Below are 20,995 nucleotides of genomic sequence, written 5' to 3' on the forward strand. Positions count from 1 at the left end.
TCAGATCGGTTCGAGTTGATCGAGCCGGCGGAGAATGACACCCTCCCGCAGCGCCCACGGGCAGATGTCCAGCGAGTCCAGATCCAGGCGGCGCATCACCGCCTCGGCGACCACGGCGCCGGCCAGCAACTGGTGGGCCCGACCCGCGCTGACCCCCTCCAACTCCATCAACTGCGCCGGTGGGATGTGCCGGATGAAGCCGATGACCTGCCGCAAGCCGGCCCGGGTCAGGCTGCGTCGCACCCACAGCCCAGCACCGGACGGAGCGGCCCCGGCCAGTCGAGCCAGGGTGCGGAACGTCTTCGAGGTGGCCACCGTCCGGTCCCAGCCAACCTGGGTGATCTGGTCGACGACCTTGTCCAGCCGGCCGTCCACGTACTCCCGAAGCTTCTCGACGGCCTCCATCGACGGCGGGGCCGCACTGGACGGATCGACCCGCAGCCGCTCCCGGGTCAGTCGACCGGCCCCGAGCGGCAGGGAGACCGCGACGTCCGGGTCCTCGTCGATGCCGGCGGCGATCTCCAACGAGCCGCCACCGATGTCCAGCACCAGCAGCCGGCCCGCCGACCAGCCGAACCACCGCCGTACGGCCAGGAACGTCGAGCGCGCCTCGTCCGCCCCGGAGAGCACAGCCAGGCGTACGCCGGTCTCGTCCCGGACCCGGGCCAGCACCTCGGCCGCGTTGGTGGCGTCGCGCACCGCGGACGTGGCGAAAGCGATCAGGTCGTCGGCCTCCAGCCCTGCGGCCGCCGCCTTGGCCATGCCGACCGCCTTGACCAGGCCGTCCGCACCCGCCTCGGTCAGCGCACCGTCGGGGCCGATCTGCTCGGCCAGCCGGAGCACCACCTTCTCGGAGTGCGCCGGCCACGGGTGCGCGCCGTGGTGCGCGTCCACCACAAGGAGATGCACCGTGTTGGATCCGACGTCGAGGACACCCAGTCGCATGGTGATGACCCTAGGCGCAACACGTTTGCGCGGCTCACCGGCCTGCGGTCGTCACCGCGCGTACGCTGGGCCGAGTGACGATGGAGCTCCGTGTGCTGGTGGACGACCCGGGTGACCCGCGAAGCCGCGAGGTGCCCCTGGACTTCCCTCGGGAGTGGATCGAGTTCACCGACCCGGCCGACGAGACGCACCTGATCCGGGCCGACCTGACCTGGTTGCTCTCCCGCTGGACCTGCATCTTCGGCAAGGGCTGCCACGGCATCATCGCCGGCCGGGCCGCCGACGGTTGCTGCTCGCACGGGGCGTTCTTCACCGACTCGGACGACGAGAAGCGGGTTCGCAACGCGGTCCGGCGGCTCACCCCGTCGACCTGGCAGCATTTCCGGCGCGGGTTCAAGAACTGGACCGACGAGGACACCATCGACGGCAAGAACCCGGCCCGCCGTACCGCCACCCAGGGCGCCGACGGGCCGTGCGTGTTCCTCAACGACGCCGACTTCGCCGGCGGTGGCGGTTGCGCCCTGCACGCCCAGGCGCTGCGCGACGGGGTGCACCCGTTGGAATACAAGCCGGACGTCTGTTGGCAGCTGCCGATCCGTCGGGATCAGGACTGGGTGAAGCGACCGGACAACAGCAAGGTGCTGGTCTCCACGCTGTCCGAGTTCGACCGGCGGGGCTGGGGAGCTGGCGGGCACGACCTGGACTGGTGGTGCACCTCCTCGACGGACGCGCACGTCGGCGCCGAGCCGATGTACCTGTCGTACGGGCCGGAGCTGACCGCCCTGATCGGCGCTGCCGCGTACGAGCGGCTGGCCGAGCTGTGCGCGACCAGAACGAAGCAGGGCATGATCGCCCCGCACCCCGCCGACGAGGTCTAGCGGTCTCGCACTGGCTGCGACGCTTCCGCGGACAGGCCGAAGGGGGCCTGCGTCGAACGCAGACCCCCTTCGGGTACGCCGATCACGGCTCGAACTTGTAGCCCAGACCCCGGACGGTCACGATGAAACGCGGCGCGGACGGCTCCGGCTCGATCTTGGAGCGCAGCCGCTTGACGTGCACGTCCAGCGTCTTGGTGTCACCGACGTAGTCGGCGCCCCAGACCCGGTCGATGAGCTGGCCGCGGGTGAGCACCCGGCCCGCGTTGCGCAGCAGCAGCTCCAGAAGCTCGAACTCCTTCAGCGGCAGCTGCACGGCCCCGCCGTCGACGGTCACCACATGCCGCTCGATGTCCATCCGCACCGGCCCGGCGGCCAGCGTCGGCGCACCCGCCTCGGCCACCTCCGGGCTCTGCCGGCGCAGCACCGCCCGGATCCGGGCGACCAGTTCCCGCGGCGAGTACGGCTTCGTGACGTAGTCGTCGGCGCCGATCTCCAGCCCGACCACCTTGTCGATCTCGCTGTCCCGGGCGGTGACCATGATGATCGGCACGGCGGAGCGCTGCCGCAACTGCCGGCAGACCTCGGTCCCCGACATCTCGGGCAACATCAGGTCGAGCAGCACGATGTCGGCGCCGGTCCGGTCGAACTCGGTGAGGGCGTCGGTGCCGGTCGCGGCGACCGAAACCTCAAAGCCCTCCTTACGGAGCATGTACGACAAGGCGTCGGAGAACGACTCCTCGTCCTCGACCACGAGAACGCGGCTCAACGGGGATTTCCTTTCCATTTGCTGTCAGACCTGCCGTAGCCCAGTCGGACCGGACTCGATCCCAACCGGCGGCAGTGTCGCCAGGAGGTCATCCGGTGGACTGGCGGGCAGCCGGAGGGTGAACGTCGATCCACCACCAAGAGTGCTCGACACCTCGACCCGTCCGCCATGGTTGCTCGCAATGTGTTTCACGATCGCCAGACCGAGCCCGGTGCCGCCGGTGGCACGCGAGCGGGCCTGGTCGGCCCGGTAGAACCGCTCGAAGATCCGGTCGACGTCGGTGGGGGCGATACCGATGCCCTGGTCAGCGACGGCGACCTCGACGTGCTCGTCGTCACCGCGGAGGGTCACCCGCACCGTGGTGTCCTCGCCCGAGTAGTTGATGGCGTTCTCCACCAGGTTCGCCACCGCCGTGGCGAGTTGGGAGTCGCTGCCGTACGCGGTGAGACCACGCGCCCCGTCCACGGTCACCGCGACACCCCGGGCGGAGGCCGTGGTGCGGGTCCGGTCGACCACCTCGGCGATCACCCAGTCCAGCGCGACCGGCTCGGGTGGCGGCTGCGGCTCAGCCCCCTGCAACCGGGTCAGCTCCAGCAACTCCTGCACCAGCCGACCCAGCCGGGTCGACTCGTGTTGGATCCGTTCGGCGAACCGGCGGGCGGCCACCAGGTCCTCGGAGAGGTCGGGTGCCGCGGCGGTGGCCGGCTCGGTCGCGTCCAGCAACGCCTCGGCGAGCAGTTGCAGGGCCCCGATCGGGGTCTTCAGCTCGTGGCTCACGTTGGCCACGAAGTCGCGTCGTACCCGGGTCAGCCGGTGCGACTCGGTCACGTCGACCGCCTCGACCGCGATGAAGCCGTTGCCGAGACCCATCGCCCGCAGGTGCACGCCGAGCGGGTTCTCCCCCGCGCTGTCGCGACCTCGGGGCAGGTCCAGCTCGATCTCGCGTCGCACGCCAGTCCGTCGCACCTGGCCGGCAAGGGTACGGATCAGCGGGTGCGCGGCGATTGAGCCAGGGGTGCTGCCGGTACGCAGAAGCCCCATCGCGCGGGCCGCCGGGTTGATCAGCACGGGGACGTCGTCGTTGTCCAGGACCACGACACCGGCCCGGAGTGAGTCGATCGTCCGGCGGCCGAGCCCGACCTGCTGCTCGTCGGCTATCGCGGGCCTCCCCCTGCTCCAGCGGAAGCTGACGCTCCCCGTCGACGTGGAGTGACCGTCCCGCCTCGGCAGGAACCGGGGCAGCAGCAGACCGGCGGCCATCCCGGCCACCAACGCCAGGGCCACCACGACCGCCACCGCCCACTCCACCCGGCGATCGTAGGGTCATTGTTAACCTGGCTACCACACAGAACGGGACGAACTACCCTCACTTACGGAAGTGTTCACCCCCACGTCTGGCGTCGTTCACCGTGGTTCATCCGGGATCCGTCCGCGCGCCCTACCGTTGGCGTCGCACCTGCTCAACCCCCTGCGCCGGCACCCGTCGGCGGCGACCGACCACAGGACGTGATGATGCGCGACGAGTTCCGGGCCGACCTCCAGATCGTCAGCCAACTGCTGGTGGACATGGCGGAGGGCGTCCGCGCCGCCATGCGCCAGGCCACCCGGGCCCTGCTCACCGCCGACCGGCAGGCCGCCGAGACGGTCATCGAGCGGGACGCCGAGATCGACGACCTCTACCGGCACGTCGAGGAGCGGGTCTGTGACCTGCTCGCCCGACAGGCGCCGGTCGCCTCCGACCTCCGGGCGATGATCACCGCGCTGCACGTGGCCGCTGATCTGGAGCGGATGGGCGACCTCGCCGAGCACGTGGCGAAGACCGCGCTGCGCCGGCACCCCTCCCCCGCCGTCCCGGCCGAGCTGCGGACGGTCTTCACCGAGATGTCCGAGATCGCCGACCGGATGGCCGTGAAGATCGGTTCGGTGCTGGCGAAGCCCGACGCCGACCTCGCCGGCGAGCTGGACCGCGACGACGACGCCATGGACGAGCTGCACAAGAACCTGTTCGCGGTGCTGCTCGGCGACGACTGGCCGTACGGGGTGGAGACGGCGATCGACGCCACCCTGCTGGGCCGCTTCTACGAGCGCTTCGCCGACCACGCGGTCAACGCCGGCGAGCACGTGATCTACCTGATCACCGGGGAGAGCGCGCCCAGCAGTAACTGACCCGCAGTAAAGGGGCCCCTCGGCATCGCGGAGAGCGATGCCGAGGGGCCCCTTTACTGGTGGCTCAGCGCCCCTGGTTGGCCACCGCCGCGGCGGCTGCCTTCGCAGCGGTCGGGTCGAGGTAGGTGCCGCCCAGGGTGAGCGGACGCAGCTGCGGGTCGAGGTCGTAGCGCAGCGGGATGCCCGTCGGGATGTTCAGCTTGGCGATCGCCTCGTCGGAGATCTGGTCGAGGTGCTTGACGAGGGCACGCAGCGAGTTGCCGTGCGCGGCCACCAGCACCGTCCGGCCGGCCAGGATGTCCGGCACGATCGAGTCGTACCAGTAGGGCAGCATCCGGTCGACGACGTCCTTGAGGCACTCGGTGCGCGGCATCAGCTCGGTCGGCAGCAGCGCGTAGCGCGGGTCACCCACCTGCGACCACTCGTCGTTGTCGTCGATCGGCGGTGGCGGCGTGTCGTACGACCGGCGCCAGAGCATGAACTGCTCCTCGCCGTACTCGTCAAGGGTCTGCTTCTTGTTCTTGCCCTGCAGGGCGCCGTAGTGGCGCTCGTTGAGCCGCCACGACCGGCGCACGGCGATCCAGTGCCGGTCGGCGGCGTTGAGCGCCAGCTCGGCGGTGCGGATCGCACGGCGCATCACGCTGGTGTGCACGACGTCCGGCAGCAGGCTGTGCTCGCGCATCAACTCGCCGCCGCGCCGCGCCTCGCCCTCGCCCTTCTCGGTCAGGTCGACGTCCACCCAGCCGGTGAAGAGGTTCTTGGCATTCCAGTCGCTCTCACCGTGTCGCAGCAGGACCAGCGTCCCGACGGTGGGCCCTTCGCTCGCAGTCATGCGGATCATCCTGCCTCAACCGCCCGACGGACACGCGGGCAGCCGTCGTGACGACCACCACGTGAAAAAGCTGATGACCAGCGGATCCGGCCGCCACTAGGGTTGTAAGGCACGCCAGTCACATCGGTCATTACTTGCAAGCGGGGCGCCATATGCGGACGATGCGGAGTTGGTTCCGGGATACCACCGGCGGCCTACCGACCACCTTCTGGTACCTGTGGTCAGGCACCCTGATCAACCGACTCGGCTCGTTCGTCCTCGTCTTCCTCGCCATCTACCTGACTCAGGAACGTGGCTTCTCGGCCTCGCAGGCCGGCCTGGTGATCGGCCTCTGGGGCGTCGGCGGGGCGTTCGGCACGACCGCCGGCGGCACTCTGGCGGACCGGTGGGGCCGCCGGCCGACGCTGCTCACCGCCCACGTGGGCGCGGCGGCCATGATGCTCGGGCTCGGGCTGGTCCGGGATCTCTGGGCGGTGGCGCTGGGCGCGCTGCTGCTCGGCATGTTCGCCGAGGCGGCCCGGCCCGCGTTCGGGGCGATGATGATCGACGTGGTGCCGGCGAAGGACCGGCTGCGCGCCTTCTCGCTCAACTACTGGGCGATCAACCTGGGCTTCGCCTGCGCCGCCGTCCTCGCCGGCCTCGCCGCACAGGCCGACTACCTGCTGCTGTTCGTGGTCGACGCGGCCACCATGCTGATCACCGCGCTGATCATCTTCAGCAAGGTGCCGGAGACCCGACAGGCCGGCCCCGCCACCGCCGTCACGGCGGCAGCAGCTCCGCGCGGCGCGCTGCGCACGATCCTCACCGACCGGGTCTACCTCGGCTTCGTGGCACTCAACCTCTTCGCCGCGCTGGTGTTCCTCCAGCACATCTCGATGCTGCCGATCGCGATGGGCGACGACGGTCTGAGCCCCGCCACCTACGGCTCGGTGATCGCGCTCAACGGCATCCTCATCGTCGTCGGCCAGCTCTTCGTGCCCCGACTGATCCGGGGTCGGAGCCGCTCGCACGTGCTCGCGCTGGCATCCGTGGTGATGGGCGTGGGGTTCGGGCTGACCGCGTTCGCCGGCACCCCCTGGTTCTACGGGCTGACCGTGCTGATCTGGACGGTCGGCGAGATGCTCAACTCGCCCTCCAACTCCACGCTGATCGCCGAGCTCTCCCCGGCCGAGCTGCGCGGTCGCTACCAGGGCGTGTTCTCCCTCTCGTGGCAGATCGCCGGGGCCAGCGCGCCGATCCTCGGTGGCCTGGTGCGCGAGCACGCCGGCAACGACACGCTCTGGTACGGGTGCGCCGCTCTCGGCCTCCTGACCGCGGTGGCCCACCTGGTGTCGGGGCCGGCCCGGGAACGGCGGGCGACCGCGCTGCGCCGCTCCGGCGAGGCACTGGGACCGGCCGCCGCTTCCCGAACGCCGCAGCCCGCCGAGGCGTGACGACTGGCGCGGCGGTGCCGGATTTTCTACTGTGCAGGGGAAACAGTTAATAACCTGAACTGTCGGGAGGTCGGGTGCACGCCCTGCGGCGCTGGTGGCACGACACCGCAGGCGGGCTCCCCGCCACCTTCTGGTACCTCTGGGCCGGCCTGCTGATCAACCGGGCCGGCGCGTTCGCCATGCTCTTCCTCTCGCTCTACCTCACCGACGTACGCGGCGCGAGCGAAGGGCTGGCCGGCACCGTCGTCGGTGCGTACGGGGCCGGTGGGGCGGCCGGAGTGCTGCTCGGCGGGGTCCTCGCCGACCGGTGGGGCCGCCGAGCGACACTGCTCGCCGCGCACCTGACCACTGTCGGCCTGATGGTGACGCTCGCCTTCACTCGACCCCTGCTGCTGATCGCGGTGCTCTCCGCGCTGATCGGCGTGGTCCACTCGATGCCCAGCCCGGCGTTCGTGGCGGCGATCGTCGACGTGGTGCCCGCCGAGCGCCGCTCGCGGGCGTTCAACCTTCAGTTCTGGGCGTTCAACCTGGGCATGGCGGTCGCCTCGCTGCTCGCCGGGGTCCTGGCCGAGGCGAGCTTCACCGCACTGTTCCTGGTCGACGCGGGCGCCACCCTGACCGCCGCCGCCGTGATCGCCTGGAAGGTGCCCGAAACGCTGCGGCTGACCCGGCCACCGGCCGGCCCAACGCCCGCCACGGGCGCGGCACCCAGGTCCATCCGGACCCGCCGGCCGGGACTGCACACCGCGCTCACCGACCGCACCTTCCTGGTGTTCGTCGGGCTCACCTTCGTGCTGGCCGTACTCACCATGCAGACGTCGACCATCATGCCGCTGGCCATGCGCGCGGACGGCCTGGGGCCATCGTCGTACGGGCTGGTGGTGGCGCTCGGCGGAGCGCTGATCGTGGTCGGGCAACTGTTCGTGCCCCGGCTGATCGACCGGCACCGCAAGGACGTCGTGCTGGCCGCCTCCACGGCGCTGCTCGCGCTCGGTTTCGGGGCGCTCGCCATCGCCGACGAACTGGCCATCTACCTGGGTGCCGCAGTGGTCTGGACGGTCGGCTCGATGCTCGCCGCTCCGCCCAACGCGCAGATCAACGCGGACCTGGCGCCACCGCAGCTACGAGCGCGCTACCAGTCGGTCTTCTACCTGACGTTCCCAGCCGCGGCGTTCGTCGCGCCCACCCTCGGCGGGGTGAGCCTCCAGCACCTCGGCGACCGGCACTGGCTGATCGTGGGCGGGCTGGGTCTGCTGGCCGCGCTCGGCCACCTGCTCGCCGGACCACCCCGGGAGCGGCACGTCGCCGCGCTGCGCCGGGTCGTCGACCACGAGCCGACAACCCCCGCAGACCGCGTACCGACCGGATAACCGACGCAAAGCGCCCACCACGTCCCTGAGGTCGTGGTGGGCGCCCGCCGGTGGGGCCGGCGGCGGCGGGCAACACTCACCCCCGTAAGCATCGCCCGCTCACGCCGCCGGTCCAAACAGGTGGGAACCGTCCCCCAACGGTTAATCCACCCGTCCCCTCGCGCCTCGTCTGGTGCGCGGATCTGATCGATCCGCCGCTCCCCCGAACGTTTCCAAACGTGGCGCGGTGCAATAAAGCTAGTTCGCCCGGATTCTGGATTCAACCCAGAACGGCTGTCTCGCCGGTCACAACTGGCGAGTATCCGCTGCTCCGGCCTCGTCCGTTGGCAACAGCCGGTTACCCGTCGGCCATTCCCGCAAACACCTCAACCGTCTTCCCGATCGGGTGACTCGGTCCGGAAGAAGCTGCTCTGCCGGCCGTCCCGCAACTGTTCCTGATAAATCAGGTTCAGCCGGCGCAGGTCAAACGTGTAGAACCACTCATCCCAGGTGATCTCGCGAATCCGGCTGCTTTCCCGGTATCCGGGAATGTTGAAGGTCAACACACCCGCCCGGCCGTCCCGCTCGGTGCCGGCGATGGTCGCCGGCTTCGCCCCGCGTTCCCGGGCCCAGCGCTGGATCACCTCGTGGTTCGCCGTGATCAAACTCCGCCCCGGCCGCTCCGGCCGATCCATGATCGACGAGATCACCTGCGAACTGCGGACCGACCGACCCGTACCCCGTCCGGTCCGGATCCCGCCGGCCGCCGTCCCGCCACCGGTCGACGGCGTCAACGTGCGCTTGGCCGCCGTGCTCTTGGCCGGTGCCGTGCGCTTCGCCGCCGCGCTCTTGGCCGGCGCCGTGCGCTTCGCCGTCGTGCGCTTCGCCGCCGCGCTCTTGGCCGGCGCCGCGCGCTTCGCCGCCGGTCGTGCCGGTGCCTTCTTCGCCGGCGCCTTCCGCGCGGGCGCCGTACGCGCCGTCGCTGTCTTCCGGGCCGCCGTGGTCTTCCGCGCTGCGGCGGTCTTCCGGGCGGCGGTGGTCCTGCTCGCGGCCGTGGTCTTCCGGGCGGCCGTGGTCTTGCGGGCGGCCGTCGACGTCGCCGCTGTGGTCCTCTTCGCGGCGGTCACCTTCTTCGCCGGTGCCCGCTTCGCTGCCGCCGTCGACTTCCGCCCGACGGTCGCCTTGGTTGCGGCGGCCCGCTTGGCGGGCGCGCTCTTGTTCGCCGGCGCGGCCTTCGCGCGGCTCGACGCCGGCCTGGCCGCCGACTTCTTGGTGGCGGCGGCACGACCCGCCGACGCCCGGGTACCGGTGGCCCGGCCCGACGGGCCGGTACTGCTCCGACCCGCGCCGGCCCGCATCGAACGCACCAGCTGTTTCACCAGCTCGGGCTTGCGCAATGCGGAGATCCCGGAGACCCCGCGTTTGCGCAGCTGCCCGCGGATGTCGTCCACCCGCATCCGGGAAATCTCCGACTCGGAGACTCCGGGCGTACCCGGCGTCTGGTTGCCGGCCTGTCGCTTCGTCCTGGTCGCAGTCGCGCCGCGACCTGAGCTGTTCCGCTGAGCCATGGGACGCTCCGCTCCTTGGCACTCCGTCATCGGCGCGCGGGGGTCCCTTGCCGCACCGCGCGGTGCGGCATACCCGTCAGGAGCACTCCGAACCACCGTCAGCGCGCCATGATCGTGCTGGATCCAGGATCGAGTGGCCTTGCGACGTCGGCGACACCACTACTTCCTGGTTCGAGCACGATCATGGGACGCGGGTGCAGCGCGCGGGGCGCGGGCAGGGCGGGGGCAGGGCGCAGGCGCGGGTACAGCGCGGGGGTTGGGTCAGGTTGGGTCGGGGCCGGCGCCGGAGGGCTCGAAGAGGTGGGCGAAGGCGGCCAGGTTGGCGGTCGACTCACCCCGCTTCACCCGCCACTCGTACTCGCGCCGGATCGAACTGCCGAAGCCGATCTCCAGCATCGTGTCGAACGACTCGTCGGCGTACGTGAGCACAGCGCCGAACAGTCGGTCCAACTCGTCGGCGTCCACGCCGGCCGGGTTGACCCGACCGGTGAGATACACGTCGCCGACCGCGTCGGTGGAGAAGGAGACGCCGTACATCCGGGCGTTGCGCTGCAACAGCCAGGCCCACAGCTCCTCGCGGCGCTCGTCCGGCTGGCGCATCACGAACGCCTCGATCCGCAGCGCGTGCTCGCCGACGATCAGGTTGCAGATCGTCTTGAGCTTGTGGGTGCCCGGCAGCGTCACCGCGTACGAGCCGGGGCCGGTCGACTCCCAGGCCAGGTCCCGCTCGGCGCAGACCGACTCGATCAGGGTCGCAAGATCGCTCTTCGGGCTCACCGGACCCACTCTACGACCGACCGGGCTCGCGCACCGGGTGGCGACCGACGCCCGCGGTCACCAGGAGCAGGAGAGCGCCGGGTCACCCGCCAGGTCGGCCGCGAGCCGGGCGCGCTGCCCGGCGATCGCCTCGCCGTAGACCCCGAGCAGACCGGCGACCGTACGTTCCCAGGAGAAGTGCCGGGCGTGCTGCTCCGCACCTCGGGCGAGCACCGAACGGAGGGCCCGGTTCGGCAGCAGGCTGCCCATCGCAGCGGCCCAGTCGACCGGGTCGTGCCCGTCGATCAGTACGCCACTGACCTGGTCCCGTACCGCGGTGACCAGCCCTCCGACGGCGGCGGCCAGCACCGGCGTACCGCAGGCCTGCGCCTCCAGGGCGACCAGCCCGAACGATTCGTTGTGCGACGGCACCGCGACCAGGTCCGCCGCCCGGTACAGGGCCGGGAGGTCGTCCCCGGTGAGCGGTGGCAGGAACCGCACCCCGTCGGTGACCCCGAGCTTGGCGGCCAGCTCGATCAGGGCGGTCGGCCGGTCCAGCCCACTGCCGCTGGGCCCACCACAGATCACCACTGTCACCTGGTCGGCCAGCGCCGGGTCGCGTTCCCGCAACGCGGCGATCGCCCGGATCAACACGTCGGGGGCCTTGAGCGGCTGGATCCGACCGACGAAGGCGACCACGTACCCGTCGACGGGAAGCCCCAGCCGCCGACGGGCCTGGCGGGCGGCCGCGGACCGGTCGCCCGGCGCGGGCCGGAACCGGGCCAGGTCGACACCCGGCTGCACGACGGACACCCGGGTCGGGTCGGCGTCGTACCGGTCGAGCAGGTCGCTGGCCTCGAACCGGGTGTTGGCAACCAGCCGGTCCGCCTCGGCGACGACCTGTTCCTCGCCGATGACCCGGGCCTTGGGCTCCGGCCGGTCGCCGGCCGCGAGCTGGGCGTTCTTGACCTTCGCGAGGGTGTGCGCGGTGTGCACCAGCGGCACCCCCCAGCGCTCCTTGGCCAGCCAACCGACCTGGCCGGAGAGCCAGTAGTGGGAGTGGATCAGGTCGTAGTGGCCGGGCGGGCGGGACGCCTCGGCGCGCAGCACCCCGGCCGTGAAGGCGCAGAGCTGACCGGGCAGCTCCTCCTTGGTGAGACCTTCCAGGGGACCGGAGGTGATGTGTCGGACCTGCACGCCGGGCGCCATCTCGACCACCGGGGGGAGGTCACCGGAGGTGGCCCGGGTGAAGATCTCCACCTCCACGTTGGCCTCGGCGAGACGCCGGGCGACTTCGAGGATGTAGACGTTCATTCCGCCGGCATCACCCGTGCCGGGCTGGTGCAGGGGTGACGTGTGTACCGACAGGGTGGCGATGCGGCGAGGCCGGGGCCACGGTTGGGCACCTCGCTGACGCCCGACACCGGTGTGCATTTCCGCCACATCCGCTCCTTCGTCACGGTTGATGCCGTCTCGCACGACCGGCGCTTCTCGGTCAACCTGTACGCCGGACGTCATCTTCCCCATCGGGCTTCGGAAATTCCCCGGCGCGGCCCCTCGGGGTGACGGACCTCATCACCGAACACCCGTCAATGGCGGCCGTACGCCCGGTCGGGGCGGGTCGTACGCCCGGGGTGACAATGTCGGGATGACCTCAGTCGCCATCGTCACCGGAGCGTCCAGCGGAATCGGCGCGGCCACCGCCCGCCGGCTCGCCGCCGAGGGCTTCCACGTCCTCGCCGCCGCCCGCCGCGCCGAACGGCTCACCGACCTGGTCGCCGAGATCACCGCCGCCGGCGGACAGGCCACCGCGGTGACCTGCGACATCACCTCGGACGAGTCGGTGGCCGGGCTGGCCCAGGCCGCCGCCCAGGCACCCGGGCCGGTCACCCTGCTGGTCAACAACGCCGGTGGAGCGCGCGGGCTGGACCCGGTGGAGTCCGGCTCGGTCGCCGACTGGCAGTGGATGTACGACGTGAACGTGCTCGGCACCCTGCGGGTCACCCAGGCGCTGCTGCCGGCGCTGGAGGCCTCCGGTTCCGGCACCATCGTGGTGGTCTCCTCCACCGCCGGCCTGACCGTGTACGAGGGCGGGGGCGGCTACACCGCCGCGAAGCACGCGCAGACCGCCATCGCCGGCACGCTGCGCCTGGAGCTCTGTGGCCGGCCGCTGCGGGTCATCGAGATCGACCCGGGCATGGTGAAGACCGACGAGTTCGGGCTGGTCCGCTTCGAGGGCGACGCGGAACGGGCGGCCGCCGTCTACGCCGGGGTGCCGGGGCCGCTGGTCGCCGAGGACGTCGCCGACTGCATTGCCTGGTGCGCCACCCGCCCCGAGCACGTGAACATCGACCGACTGGTGGTCCGGCCACGGGCACAGGCCGCCCAGCACAAGGTCCACCGGGTCGGTCCAGTGAAGCGCGAGGAGTGAGCCGGGTTTGCGAGCCCCGCAGTCGCGAACGAAGACCACGCAGTGAAGCGCGAGGAGTGAGCCGGGTTTGCGAGCCCCGCAGTCGCGAACGAAGACCACGCAGTGAAGCGCGAGGAGTGAGCCGGGTTTGCGAGCCCCGCAGTCGCGAACGAAGATTGGCGCTGAGGTCGACATGAGCCCAGCGGCGCGGCGCCGGCCGGTCGGCGCGGTCACGCGCGGCACGACGAACCCGAACCGGCTCCGTCGGGTGGACAACTGGATCGTCGCCACCTGCGCCGACCGGCTGCTGGCGGCGGACGACCCCCTGGTGGTCGACCTGGGCTACGGCGCCAACCCGGTGACCGCTGTGGAGTTGCGCGCTCGGCTGGCGGCCGGGGTCCGTCCGGACGTACGGCTGGTCGGGTTGGAGATCGACGCGGCCCGGGTGGCGGCCGCGGCGCCGGCCGCCGACCCGCCCGGGCTGACGTTCGCCCGGGGTGGGTTCGAGTTGGCCGGGCTCCGGCCGGTGCTGGTCCGCGCGTTCAACGTGCTGCGACAGTACGACGAGAGCGAGGTGGCCGAGGCCTGGCAGACGATCACCGCCGCGCTCGCCCCCGGCGGAGTGCTCGTCGAGGGCACGTGCGACGAGTTGGGGCGGCTCGCCAGTTGGCTGCTGATCGACGCCGACGGCCCCCGGACGCTGACCCTGGCCGCGAAGCTCACCACGCTGGGCAGCCCCGCCGAGTTGGCCGAGCGGCTACCCAAGGCGCTGATCCACCGCAACGTTCCCGGTGAGCCGGTGCACGCGTTGATCCGCGCCCTGGACGACGCCTGGCAGGCCGCCGCCCCGTACGCCACCTTCGGCCCCCGCCAACGTTGGCTGCGCGCGGTGACCCGTCTCCGCGAAACGGGCTGGCCCATCCTCAACAACCCCACCCGCTGGCGCCAGGGCGAACTAACCCTCCCCTGGCCCCTCCCCTAACCCCCGCCACACCCCCACCAAACCCCACCCCACCCCCGCCCTGTCACCCTCGCCGTCGATCATGGAGTAGTGGTGGGCGTTTTGACCGCTACTGGGGCAAATGCCTCCCACCACAACTCCTTGATCGACACGGGCCGGTGGTGGGAGGCGCGGGATGGCGTGGCTTTAGAGGGTGCAGTTGATGAGGACTGGTTCGGGGTACAGGGTTACGCCGAAGCGGGCGTGGACCTGGTCGCGGATGGTGCGGGCCAGGGTGAGCAGGTCGCTGGTGTGGGCGGTGCCGCTGCGGTTGGTCAGGGCAAGGGTGTGCTTGCTGGAGATGGCCACCCCACCCTCGCCGGGGTGGCCCTTGGCGAAGCCGGCCTTGTCGATCAGCCAGGCTGCGCTCACCTTGACCAGGCCGTCCGCCCCCGGCCAGGCGGGCGGGTCGCCCAGCTCGGCGGAGCGTTCCAGGAGCTGTTCGTACGTCGCCCGGTCGAGCACGGGGTTGGTGAAGAAGGAGCCGACCGAGCGGGTGTCCGGGTCATTGGCGTCCAGCACCATCCCCTTGCCCGCCCGCAGCCGCAGCACCACCGCTCGGGCGTCCGCCAGCGGCACCTGGTCGCCCACCTCGACACCGAGGGCTCGGGCCAGCTCCGCGTAGCGCACCGGCCCGGAGAGCGGAGACCTGGTGAGCCGGAAGTCGACCGAGAGCACCACCCAGCGGTCCACGTACTTGAAGATGCTGCCCCGGTAGGCGAAGCCGCAGTCGGCGGCGGGGATGATTTGACGGGTGCCCTCGACCCGGTCGTACACCTCGACGCCGGTGATCGTCTCGGCGACCTCCTGGCCGTACGCGCCGACGTTCTGAATCGGGGTGGCGCCCGTCGAGCCGGGGATGCCGGAGAGGCACTCCAGCCCGGCCCAGCCGTTGGCGACCGTAGCGGCGACGAGGTCGTCCCACGGCTCGCCGGCGTCGACCCGTACGGTGACCGAGGTGGCGTCCTCGGCGATGACCCGCACGCCACGGGAGCGCACCAGCACGACGGTGCCGCGGAAGCCGGCGTCGCCGATCACCACGTTGCTACCCCCGGCCAGGATCAGGATCGGCTCTGCCGCGGCGCGCACCGCCTGGACGAGCTCGTCGGCACTGCCGGCGGCCACGATCCGCTCGGCCGGCCCACCCGTTCGGAGGGTGGTGTAGCCGGCGAGTGGACCGGGGATGGCACGATCGGCGTCGGTTGTCGGCTGGGCGGAGGCGTCTGGCACGCCCTTCACCTTAGGCTGACAAGTAGCCGTGGCACCCACTGGTCGCCCGGCACCCCCGGGAGGATGGCGATGAGCAGACTGCAGGGCAGCAAGGATTTCTGGATCGGGGCGCTACGGACGGAGGGTCCGGCTTTCGCGGCAGCGGTGGCCGAGGCGCCGCCGGAGACACCGGTGCTGTCCTGTCCGGGCTGGACGGTCAACGACCTCACACTGCACATGGCCGGCATCTACCACTGGGTTTCGTCGTTCGCCAATTCCGGTCAGACCAGCCAACCGCCTCGGCGGGAGAAGATCGAGGCCGACCCGGGCGTGAACGCGCTCCAGCTGTGGCAGCAGGGTTACGACCGGGTGATGACCCTCTTCGACGGGCTCGACCCGGAGGCGCCGGCGTGGAACTGGGCCCCGCAGCCGAAGAAGGCCGGTTTCTGGCCGCGTCGGATGGCGCACGAGACGGCTGTGCACCGCTGGGACGCCCAGCTCGCCATCGGTGCTGGTGACCCGGTGGAGGCGAAGCTCGCGGCCGACGGGGTGAGTGAGCTGCTGGACACCTGGCTGCCGGCGGGCCGGCGGCAGGTGCCGGGCGACTGGCACGGGGTGGTGCAGCTCTGCGCGACCGATGCGGCCCAGGATTGGTATCTGCGGTTGCGCGGCGAGGGGGTGGCGCTGCTCGACACCGCGACCATCTTCGACCACGACGATCACCACGCTCGCGCCCAGGTCAGCGGCACCGCGAGCGACCTGCTGCTGGCGCTCTGGGGTCGGGTGAGCTTCGAGACGCTGGACGTCGCCGGTGACCGCACCCTGTTGGACGGTCTGCGCACCGGCTGACCGACCCACCACGAACGAGGGCGTCACCCCGGCGGGGGTGGCGCCCTCGTCGGCGTCCGGGGGTTCACCGCGCACCGGCGCGCCGTGCTCTGGCGACCGTCCATCACGGGACCACAACGCTGAGAGAGCGCTCTCTTGACAGCGGGTTGGCGACCCACCACCCTGTCGTGAGAGCGCTCTCTTAGCCATCTGCCATCACCCGCCCGCCTTGAGAGAGGTCGAAATCCATGGCTGTCTTCCCGCGCCGCCGCCTCGCCGCGGTGGCCCTCGCCGCCGCCACCGCCCTGCTCGTCACCGCTGGCTGCGGCGGCGGCGACGAGCCGGGCGACGGACCGGTCACCCTGACCGTCGACGTCTTCGGCCAGTTCGGCTACGAGCAGCTCTACCAGGAGTACATGGCCGCGAACCCCGACGTGAAGATCGTCGAGCGCGGCACCGGCACCAACCTCGACGAGTACTCGCCGAAGCTGACCCAGTGGCTCGCCGCCGGCCGAGGCGCCGGCGACGTGGTGGCCATCGAGGAGGGTCTGCTGGTCGAGTACAAGGCCAATCCGGCGAACTTCGTCAACCTGCTGGACCACGGCGCCGCCGACCTCAAGGGCAACTTCCTGGAGTGGAAGTGGAACGCGGGCCTGACCGCCGACGGCAAGCAGCTCATCGGCCTCGGTACCGACGTCGGCGGGATCGCCATGTGCTACCGCAAGGACCTCTTCCAGAAGGCCGGCCTGCCAACCGAGCGGGAGGCGGTCTCGAAGCTCTGGCCCACCTGGCCGGACTACATCGCCACCGGCGAGCGGTTCACCGCGGCGAAGACCGGCGCGTCGTTCCTCGACGGGGCGACCAACACCTTCAACACCATCCTGCTGCAAACCGCCGGCAACAGCAGCGGCTACAGCTACTACGACACCAGCGAGAAGCTGGTCGTCGACACCAACCCGGCCGTGCGACAGGCCTACGACACCACAATGGACATCATCGACTCGGGGCTCTCCGGAAAGTACGGCTCCTGGTCGGAAGAGTGGGTCTCCGCCTTCAAGCAGTCGAAGTTCGCCACCATCGCCTGCCCCGCCTGGATGACCGGCGTCATCGAGGCCAACGCGGGCACGGGCGCCCAGGGCAAGTGGGACATCGCCCAGGTGCCCGGCAACGGCGGCAACTGGGGTGGCTCGCACCTCGCCGTGCCCAAGCAGAGCAAGCACCAGGCCGAGGCGATCAAGCTGGCGAAGTTCCTGACCAGCGCCAAGGGGCAGATCGGCGCGTTCAAGGCCAAGGGTCCGCTGCCCTCCTCGCCGCAGGCGCTCGACGACCCGGCGATCACCGGCGCGACCAACGCGTACTTCTCGGGGGCACCGGTAGGCGCCATCTTCGGCACCGGCGCGAAGAGCCTGAAGCCGGTCTACATGGGCCCGAAGAACCAGGCCGTACGGACCGAGGTGGAGAACGCCGTACGAACCGTGGAGTTGGGGCAGCGCAATCCCGCACAGGGCTGGACCGACGCGGTGACCAACGCGAAGAAGGCCGCCGCCAAGTAGCCCAACCAGCGTGCGGGCGGGCTCCGACGACCGGAGTCCCGCCCGCACGGCGGAAAGGAGTTCCCGGGCATGACCGTCCAGCTCGACGCCCGCCCGCCGGTCGCACCGGCACCCCAGCGTTCGCCAGGCCGGCTCAGCCGGCTCGACACCCGGCTCTCGCCGTACCTCTACATCGCCCCGTTCTTCCTGATCTTCGGCATCTTCGGGGCGTACCCGCTGGCGTACACCTTCTGGGTCTCGCTGCACGACTGGGACCTGCTCGGAGCCGACCACCCCTTCGTCGGGGCGGAGAACTACACCCGGCTGCTGGCCGACGCCGACTTCTGGCACGCGCTGGTCAACACGCTGGGGATCTTCGTCATCTCGACCGTCCCACAGTTGCTCGCCGCGCTGTGGCTGGCGAACCTGCTCAACCGCGGCCTGCGGGCGCGCACCGGTTGGCGGATGGCGGTGCTCGTCCCCAACGTCACGTCCACCGCCGCGGTGGCGATCGTGTTCGGGGTGCTCTTCGGCCGCGAATTCGGCATGATCAACTGGGCGCTCGACCTGGTCGGGCTGGACGCGATCGAATGGAAGTCCAACCGGCTGGCCTCCTGGGTGGCCATCTCCGCCATGGTCGACTGGCGGTGGACCGGCTACAACGCGCTGATCCTGCTGGCCGCGATGCAGGCCATCCCCCGCGACCTGTACGAGGCGGCGGCGATCGACGGCGCCAACCGGGCCCGACAGTTCTGGTCGGTCACCGTGCCGCTGCTCAAACCGACGATCATCTTCTGCACCATCATCGCCACGATCGGCGGCCTGCAACTCTTCACCGAGCCCCGGATGTTCCACTCCGGCACCAACCCGATCCGGGGCGGACCGCTGCGCGAGTCGCAGACCCTGACCATGTACATGTTCGAGAACGCCTTCGCGCCGCACTACAACTTCGGATACGGCTCCGCCGTGGCCTGGCTGCTCTTCGCGCTCATCGCGATCGTCGCGGCGGTCAACGTGCTGCTCCTGCGCCGCCTCGGCGGCGGGGACCGACCGCAGAAGGGAACGGCGCGATGAGCCGACTCTGGCGGGCCAGCCCGCTCACCTACCTCGCCCTTGTCGTCGCCGCCGGCCTGTCGGTCTTCCCGATCTGGTGGATGTTCGTCGTCGCCAGCCGCAGCAACGACGCGATGGGCCAACTGCCACCCCCGGTCACCCCCGGCGGCAACCTGGGCGCGAACATCGCCCGCCTGTTCGACAACACCGACGCGTACTTCCTGACCGGTCTGATCAACTCGGCGGTCGTCGCGACCACGGTGACCGTCTCCGTGGTGTTCTTCTCCAGCCTGGCCGGGTTCGCCTTCGCCAAGCTCAGGTTCCGTGGCCGCAACGCCATGCTGCTGGTGATCATCGCGACCATGATGGTGCCGACGCAGCTCGGCGTGATCCCGCTCTACCTGCTCATGACCAAGCTGCACTGGAACGACCGGCTGCCCGCGGTCATCGTTCCGGTGCTGGTCACCGGGTTCGGGGTGTTCATGATGCGGCAGTACGCCGGCCAGGCGGTCAGCGACGAACTGATCGAGGCCTCCCGGATGGACGGCTGTGGCACCGCCCGGATCTGGTGGCACGTCGTGCTGCCCGCCCTACGTCCCGCCGCCGCCGTCCTCGGTCTGCTCACCTTCATGACCACCTGGAACGACTTCCTCTGGCCGTACGCTGTATTGAACGATCCGGCGAATCCGACAGTGCAACTGTCCCTACGAGCACTGTCGGACGGGTATTACCAGGACATGTCGCAGGTGTTCACCGGAACGGCCATCGCGACGCTGCCCCTGCTACTGGTCTTCGTGTTGTTCGGCCGGCAGATCATCGGCGGAATCATGGAAGGTGCGGTCAAGGCGTGAACGAGCGGAGCGAGCCAACCAACCGGCCCAGCAACGAGATCCGGTTTCCCGAACACTTCCTCTGGGGGGCGGCCACCGCCGCGTACCAGATCGAGGGCGCGGCCCGCGACGACGGTCGCGGTCCGTCCATCTGGGACACCTTCAGCCGTACGCCGGGCAAGGTGTACCAGGGCCACACCGGCGACGTCGCCTGCGACCACTACCACCGGTACGCCGACGACGTGGCGTTGATGGCCGAGCTGGGCCTGCGGGCGTACCGGTTCTCGGTCGCCTGGCCGCGGATCCAGCCCGACGGCACCGGCCCCGCGAACCCCCGTGGGCTGGACTTCTACGACCGGCTCACCGACACGCTGCTCGATCGGGGAATCGACCCGATCGTCACCCTCTACCACTGGGACCTGCCGCAGGCCCTCGGTGACCGGGGCGGCTGGACCAACCGGGACACCGCCGAGCACTTCGCCACCTACGCCACGGCGGTGTACGCCCGCCTCGGCGACCGGATCGACGTGTGGACCACGCTGAACGAGCCGTGGTGCTCGGCCTACCTCGGTTACGCCAACGGGCTGCACGCTCCGGGCGAGCAGGATCCGGCGGCGGCCTTCACCGCCGTACACCATCTGCTGTTGGGGCACGGCCTGGCGGCGCGGGCGTTGCGGGCGGCCGGCGCGCGCAGCGTGGGCGTCACCGTCAACCCGGCCGATGTACGCCCGGCCGACCCGCAGAGCGCGGCCGACGCCGCAGCGGTCCGCCTGGTCGACGGCCTGCACAACCGGATCTTCCTCGACCCGCTGCTGGCCGGCGGTTACCCGGACGACGTCCGCGAGCACGTGGCCCGGATCGTCGAGCCGACGTTCATCCGCGACGGCGACGAGAAGGTGATCGCCGCCCCGATCGACCTGCTCGGCATCAACTACTACGCCCCGAGTTACGTGGCCGGTCGGCCCGACGGCGCGGGCAATGGCGCGTATCCGGGCACCGAGGGCGCGGTGCACTTCCTGCCGCCGGCCGGGCCGCTCACCGACATGGGTTGGATGATCGAACCGGCCGGGCTCACTCGGCTGCTGGAGCGGATCGCCGCCGACTACCCCGGGGTGCCGCTGCTGATCACCGAGAACGGTGCGGCGTTCCCCGACAAGGCCGGCGCCGACTCGCCCGACGGCCCGGCGCAGGTGATCGACGCCGATCGCATCGCCTACCTCGACGGGCACCTCCGTGCGGCGCACGAGGCGATCTCCCGGGGCGTGGACCTGCGCGGTTATCTCGTATGGTCATTCCTGGACAACTTCGAGTGGGCGGAGGGTTACCGCAAGCGGTTCGGGATCGTGCACGTCGACTACCTGACCCAGCGGCGCACACCGAAGGCCAGCGCCCGGTGGTACCAGGAGGTGATCTCCCGGAACGGGCTGTGACGAGCGGGGG

General features: G+C 70.8%; 19 protein-coding genes. 11 read left to right on the forward strand and 8 right to left on the reverse strand.

The window, feature by feature from the left end; translation table 11 throughout:
- Window positions 1-945: a Ppx/GppA phosphatase family protein gene (locus ACQRWP_RS25425; protein ID WP_430498284.1), complete on the reverse strand. Its 945-nt coding sequence runs from the start codon at window positions 943-945 to the stop codon at window positions 1-3.
- Window positions 946-1,025: 80 nt separating this feature from the next.
- Here ACQRWP_RS25425 and ACQRWP_RS25430 point away from each other — a divergent pair, with 80 nt between their 5' ends.
- Window positions 1,026-1,823, forward strand: coding sequence for a hypothetical protein (locus ACQRWP_RS25430; RefSeq protein WP_430503287.1), 798 nt, complete (start codon window positions 1,026-1,028; stop codon window positions 1,821-1,823).
- Window positions 1,824-1,905: 82 nt separating this feature from the next.
- On the opposite strand, the gene ACQRWP_RS25435 is transcribed toward ACQRWP_RS25430, so the two are convergent.
- Window positions 1,906-2,589, reverse strand: a complete 684-nt coding sequence (locus ACQRWP_RS25435; protein ID WP_030329696.1) for a response regulator transcription factor — start codon at window positions 2,587-2,589, stop codon at window positions 1,906-1,908.
- A gap of 24 nt (window positions 2,590-2,613) precedes the next feature.
- The gene (locus ACQRWP_RS25440; RefSeq protein ID WP_430498286.1) at window positions 2,614-3,897 is read right to left on the reverse strand and encodes a sensor histidine kinase; all 1,284 of its coding nucleotides are present in this window, start codon (window positions 3,895-3,897) and stop codon (window positions 2,614-2,616) included.
- Between the two features lie 204 nt (window positions 3,898-4,101).
- On the opposite strand from ACQRWP_RS25440, the gene phoU reads away from it, so the two are divergent.
- Complete coding sequence (phoU, locus tag ACQRWP_RS25445) at window positions 4,102-4,755, forward strand: phosphate signaling complex protein PhoU (protein ID WP_091403559.1); 654 nt, start codon at window positions 4,102-4,104, stop codon at window positions 4,753-4,755.
- Between the two features lie 64 nt (window positions 4,756-4,819).
- Here the strand turns inward: phoU and ACQRWP_RS25450 are convergent, their stop codons facing one another.
- A complete protein-coding gene (locus ACQRWP_RS25450) occupies window positions 4,820-5,587 on the reverse strand; it encodes a phosphoglyceromutase (RefSeq protein ID WP_091403562.1) in 768 nt (255 codons plus the stop codon).
- A gap of 152 nt (window positions 5,588-5,739) precedes the next feature.
- Between ACQRWP_RS25450 and ACQRWP_RS25455 the strand changes: the two genes are divergently transcribed.
- Window positions 5,740-7,020, forward strand: coding sequence for an MDR family MFS transporter (locus ACQRWP_RS25455; RefSeq protein WP_430498288.1), 1,281 nt, complete (start codon window positions 5,740-5,742; stop codon window positions 7,018-7,020).
- A gap of 74 nt (window positions 7,021-7,094) precedes the next feature.
- Window positions 7,095-8,390 (forward strand): MFS transporter, encoded by a 1,296-nt coding sequence (locus ACQRWP_RS25460; RefSeq protein WP_430498290.1) that lies wholly within the window; start codon window positions 7,095-7,097, stop codon window positions 8,388-8,390.
- 365 nt (window positions 8,391-8,755) lie between these two features.
- Here ACQRWP_RS25460 and ACQRWP_RS25465 read toward each other — a convergent pair whose 3' ends face one another.
- From ACQRWP_RS25465 to mshA, 3 genes are all read right to left on the reverse strand, one after another.
- Window positions 8,756-9,826 (reverse strand): hypothetical protein, encoded by a 1,071-nt coding sequence (locus ACQRWP_RS25465; RefSeq protein WP_430503288.1) that lies wholly within the window; start codon window positions 9,824-9,826, stop codon window positions 8,756-8,758.
- 372 nt (window positions 9,827-10,198) lie between these two features.
- Window positions 10,199-10,714: a YbjN domain-containing protein gene (locus tag ACQRWP_RS25470; RefSeq protein WP_112605262.1), complete on the reverse strand. Its 516-nt coding sequence runs from the start codon at window positions 10,712-10,714 to the stop codon at window positions 10,199-10,201.
- 57 nt (window positions 10,715-10,771) lie between these two features.
- On the reverse strand, window positions 10,772-12,136 hold the full coding sequence (gene mshA, locus ACQRWP_RS25475) for a D-inositol-3-phosphate glycosyltransferase (RefSeq protein WP_430498292.1): 1,365 nt from the start codon (window positions 12,134-12,136) through the stop codon (window positions 10,772-10,774).
- 205 nt (window positions 12,137-12,341) lie between these two features.
- Between mshA and ACQRWP_RS25480 the strand changes: the two genes are divergently transcribed.
- Window positions 12,342-13,124, forward strand: a complete 783-nt coding sequence (locus ACQRWP_RS25480) for an SDR family NAD(P)-dependent oxidoreductase (RefSeq protein ID WP_430498294.1) — start codon at window positions 12,342-12,344, stop codon at window positions 13,122-13,124.
- Between the two features lie 172 nt (window positions 13,125-13,296).
- The gene (locus ACQRWP_RS25485) at window positions 13,297-14,085 is read left to right on the forward strand and encodes a class I SAM-dependent methyltransferase (protein ID WP_430498296.1); all 789 of its coding nucleotides are present in this window, start codon (window positions 13,297-13,299) and stop codon (window positions 14,083-14,085) included.
- A 165-nt stretch (window positions 14,086-14,250) separates the two neighbouring features.
- Here the strand turns inward: ACQRWP_RS25485 and ACQRWP_RS25490 are convergent, their stop codons facing one another.
- Window positions 14,251-15,333: a UDP-N-acetylmuramate dehydrogenase gene (locus ACQRWP_RS25490; protein ID WP_430498298.1), complete on the reverse strand. Its 1,083-nt coding sequence runs from the start codon at window positions 15,331-15,333 to the stop codon at window positions 14,251-14,253.
- 69 nt (window positions 15,334-15,402) lie between these two features.
- Here ACQRWP_RS25490 and ACQRWP_RS25495 point away from each other — a divergent pair, with 69 nt between their 5' ends.
- From ACQRWP_RS25495 to ACQRWP_RS25515, 5 genes are all read left to right on the forward strand, one after another.
- Entirely contained in the window at window positions 15,403-16,161 is a 759-nt protein-coding gene (locus ACQRWP_RS25495) for a maleylpyruvate isomerase family mycothiol-dependent enzyme (protein ID WP_430498300.1), read from the forward strand.
- Between the two features lie 227 nt (window positions 16,162-16,388).
- Window positions 16,389-17,693: an ABC transporter substrate-binding protein gene (locus ACQRWP_RS25500; protein ID WP_430498301.1), complete on the forward strand. Its 1,305-nt coding sequence runs from the start codon at window positions 16,389-16,391 to the stop codon at window positions 17,691-17,693.
- Window positions 17,694-17,762: 69 nt separating this feature from the next.
- Entirely contained in the window at window positions 17,763-18,746 is a 984-nt protein-coding gene (locus ACQRWP_RS25505) for a carbohydrate ABC transporter permease (RefSeq protein ID WP_430498303.1), read from the forward strand.
- Window positions 18,743-19,576: a carbohydrate ABC transporter permease gene (locus ACQRWP_RS25510; RefSeq protein WP_430498305.1), complete on the forward strand. Its 834-nt coding sequence runs from the start codon at window positions 18,743-18,745 to the stop codon at window positions 19,574-19,576. Before ACQRWP_RS25505 ends, ACQRWP_RS25510 begins: the two co-directional genes overlap by 4 nt.
- Window positions 19,573-20,985 carry a GH1 family beta-glucosidase gene (locus ACQRWP_RS25515; protein ID WP_430498307.1) on the forward strand — a complete coding sequence of 471 codons (1,413 nt, stop codon included), beginning with the start codon at window positions 19,573-19,575 and terminating at the stop codon, window positions 20,983-20,985. Before ACQRWP_RS25510 ends, ACQRWP_RS25515 begins: the two co-directional genes overlap by 4 nt.
- Window positions 20,986-20,995 lie beyond the last annotated feature (10 nt).

Origin of the sequence: Micromonospora trifolii (genome assembly GCF_050516465.1) — a bacterium.
Lineage (GTDB): Bacteria > Actinomycetota > Actinomycetes > Mycobacteriales > Micromonosporaceae > Micromonospora > Micromonospora trifolii.

What these genes read in the sequence shown, in the direction of transcription:
- ACQRWP_RS25425 (WP_430498284.1), bottom strand. Translation starts at nt 945, where the DNA reads ATGCGACTGGGTGTCCTCGACGTCGGATCCAACACGGTGCATCTCCTT.
- ACQRWP_RS25430 (WP_430503287.1), top strand. Translation starts at nt 1,026, where the DNA reads ATGGAGCTCCGTGTGCTGGTGGACGACCCGGGTGACCCGCGAAGCCGC.
- phoU (WP_091403559.1), top strand. Translation starts at nt 4,102, where the DNA reads ATGCGCGACGAGTTCCGGGCCGACCTCCAGATCGTCAGCCAACTGCTG.
- ACQRWP_RS25450 (WP_091403562.1), bottom strand. Translation starts at nt 5,587, where the DNA reads ATGACTGCGAGCGAAGGGCCCACCGTCGGGACGCTGGTCCTGCTGCGA.
- ACQRWP_RS25455 (WP_430498288.1), top strand. Translation starts at nt 5,740, where the DNA reads ATGCGGACGATGCGGAGTTGGTTCCGGGATACCACCGGCGGCCTACCG.
- ACQRWP_RS25465 (WP_430503288.1), bottom strand. Translation starts at nt 9,826, where the DNA reads ATGCGGGTGGACGACATCCGCGGGCAGCTGCGCAAACGCGGGGTCTCC.
- ACQRWP_RS25480 (WP_430498294.1), top strand. Translation starts at nt 12,342, where the DNA reads ATGACCTCAGTCGCCATCGTCACCGGAGCGTCCAGCGGAATCGGCGCG.
- ACQRWP_RS25485 (WP_430498296.1), top strand. Translation starts at nt 13,297, where the DNA reads ATGAGCCCAGCGGCGCGGCGCCGGCCGGTCGGCGCGGTCACGCGCGGC.
- ACQRWP_RS25495 (WP_430498300.1), top strand. Translation starts at nt 15,403, where the DNA reads ATGAGCAGACTGCAGGGCAGCAAGGATTTCTGGATCGGGGCGCTACGG.
- ACQRWP_RS25500 (WP_430498301.1), top strand. Translation starts at nt 16,389, where the DNA reads ATGGCTGTCTTCCCGCGCCGCCGCCTCGCCGCGGTGGCCCTCGCCGCC.
- ACQRWP_RS25505 (WP_430498303.1), top strand. Translation starts at nt 17,763, where the DNA reads ATGACCGTCCAGCTCGACGCCCGCCCGCCGGTCGCACCGGCACCCCAG.
- ACQRWP_RS25510 (WP_430498305.1), top strand. Translation starts at nt 18,743, where the DNA reads ATGAGCCGACTCTGGCGGGCCAGCCCGCTCACCTACCTCGCCCTTGTC.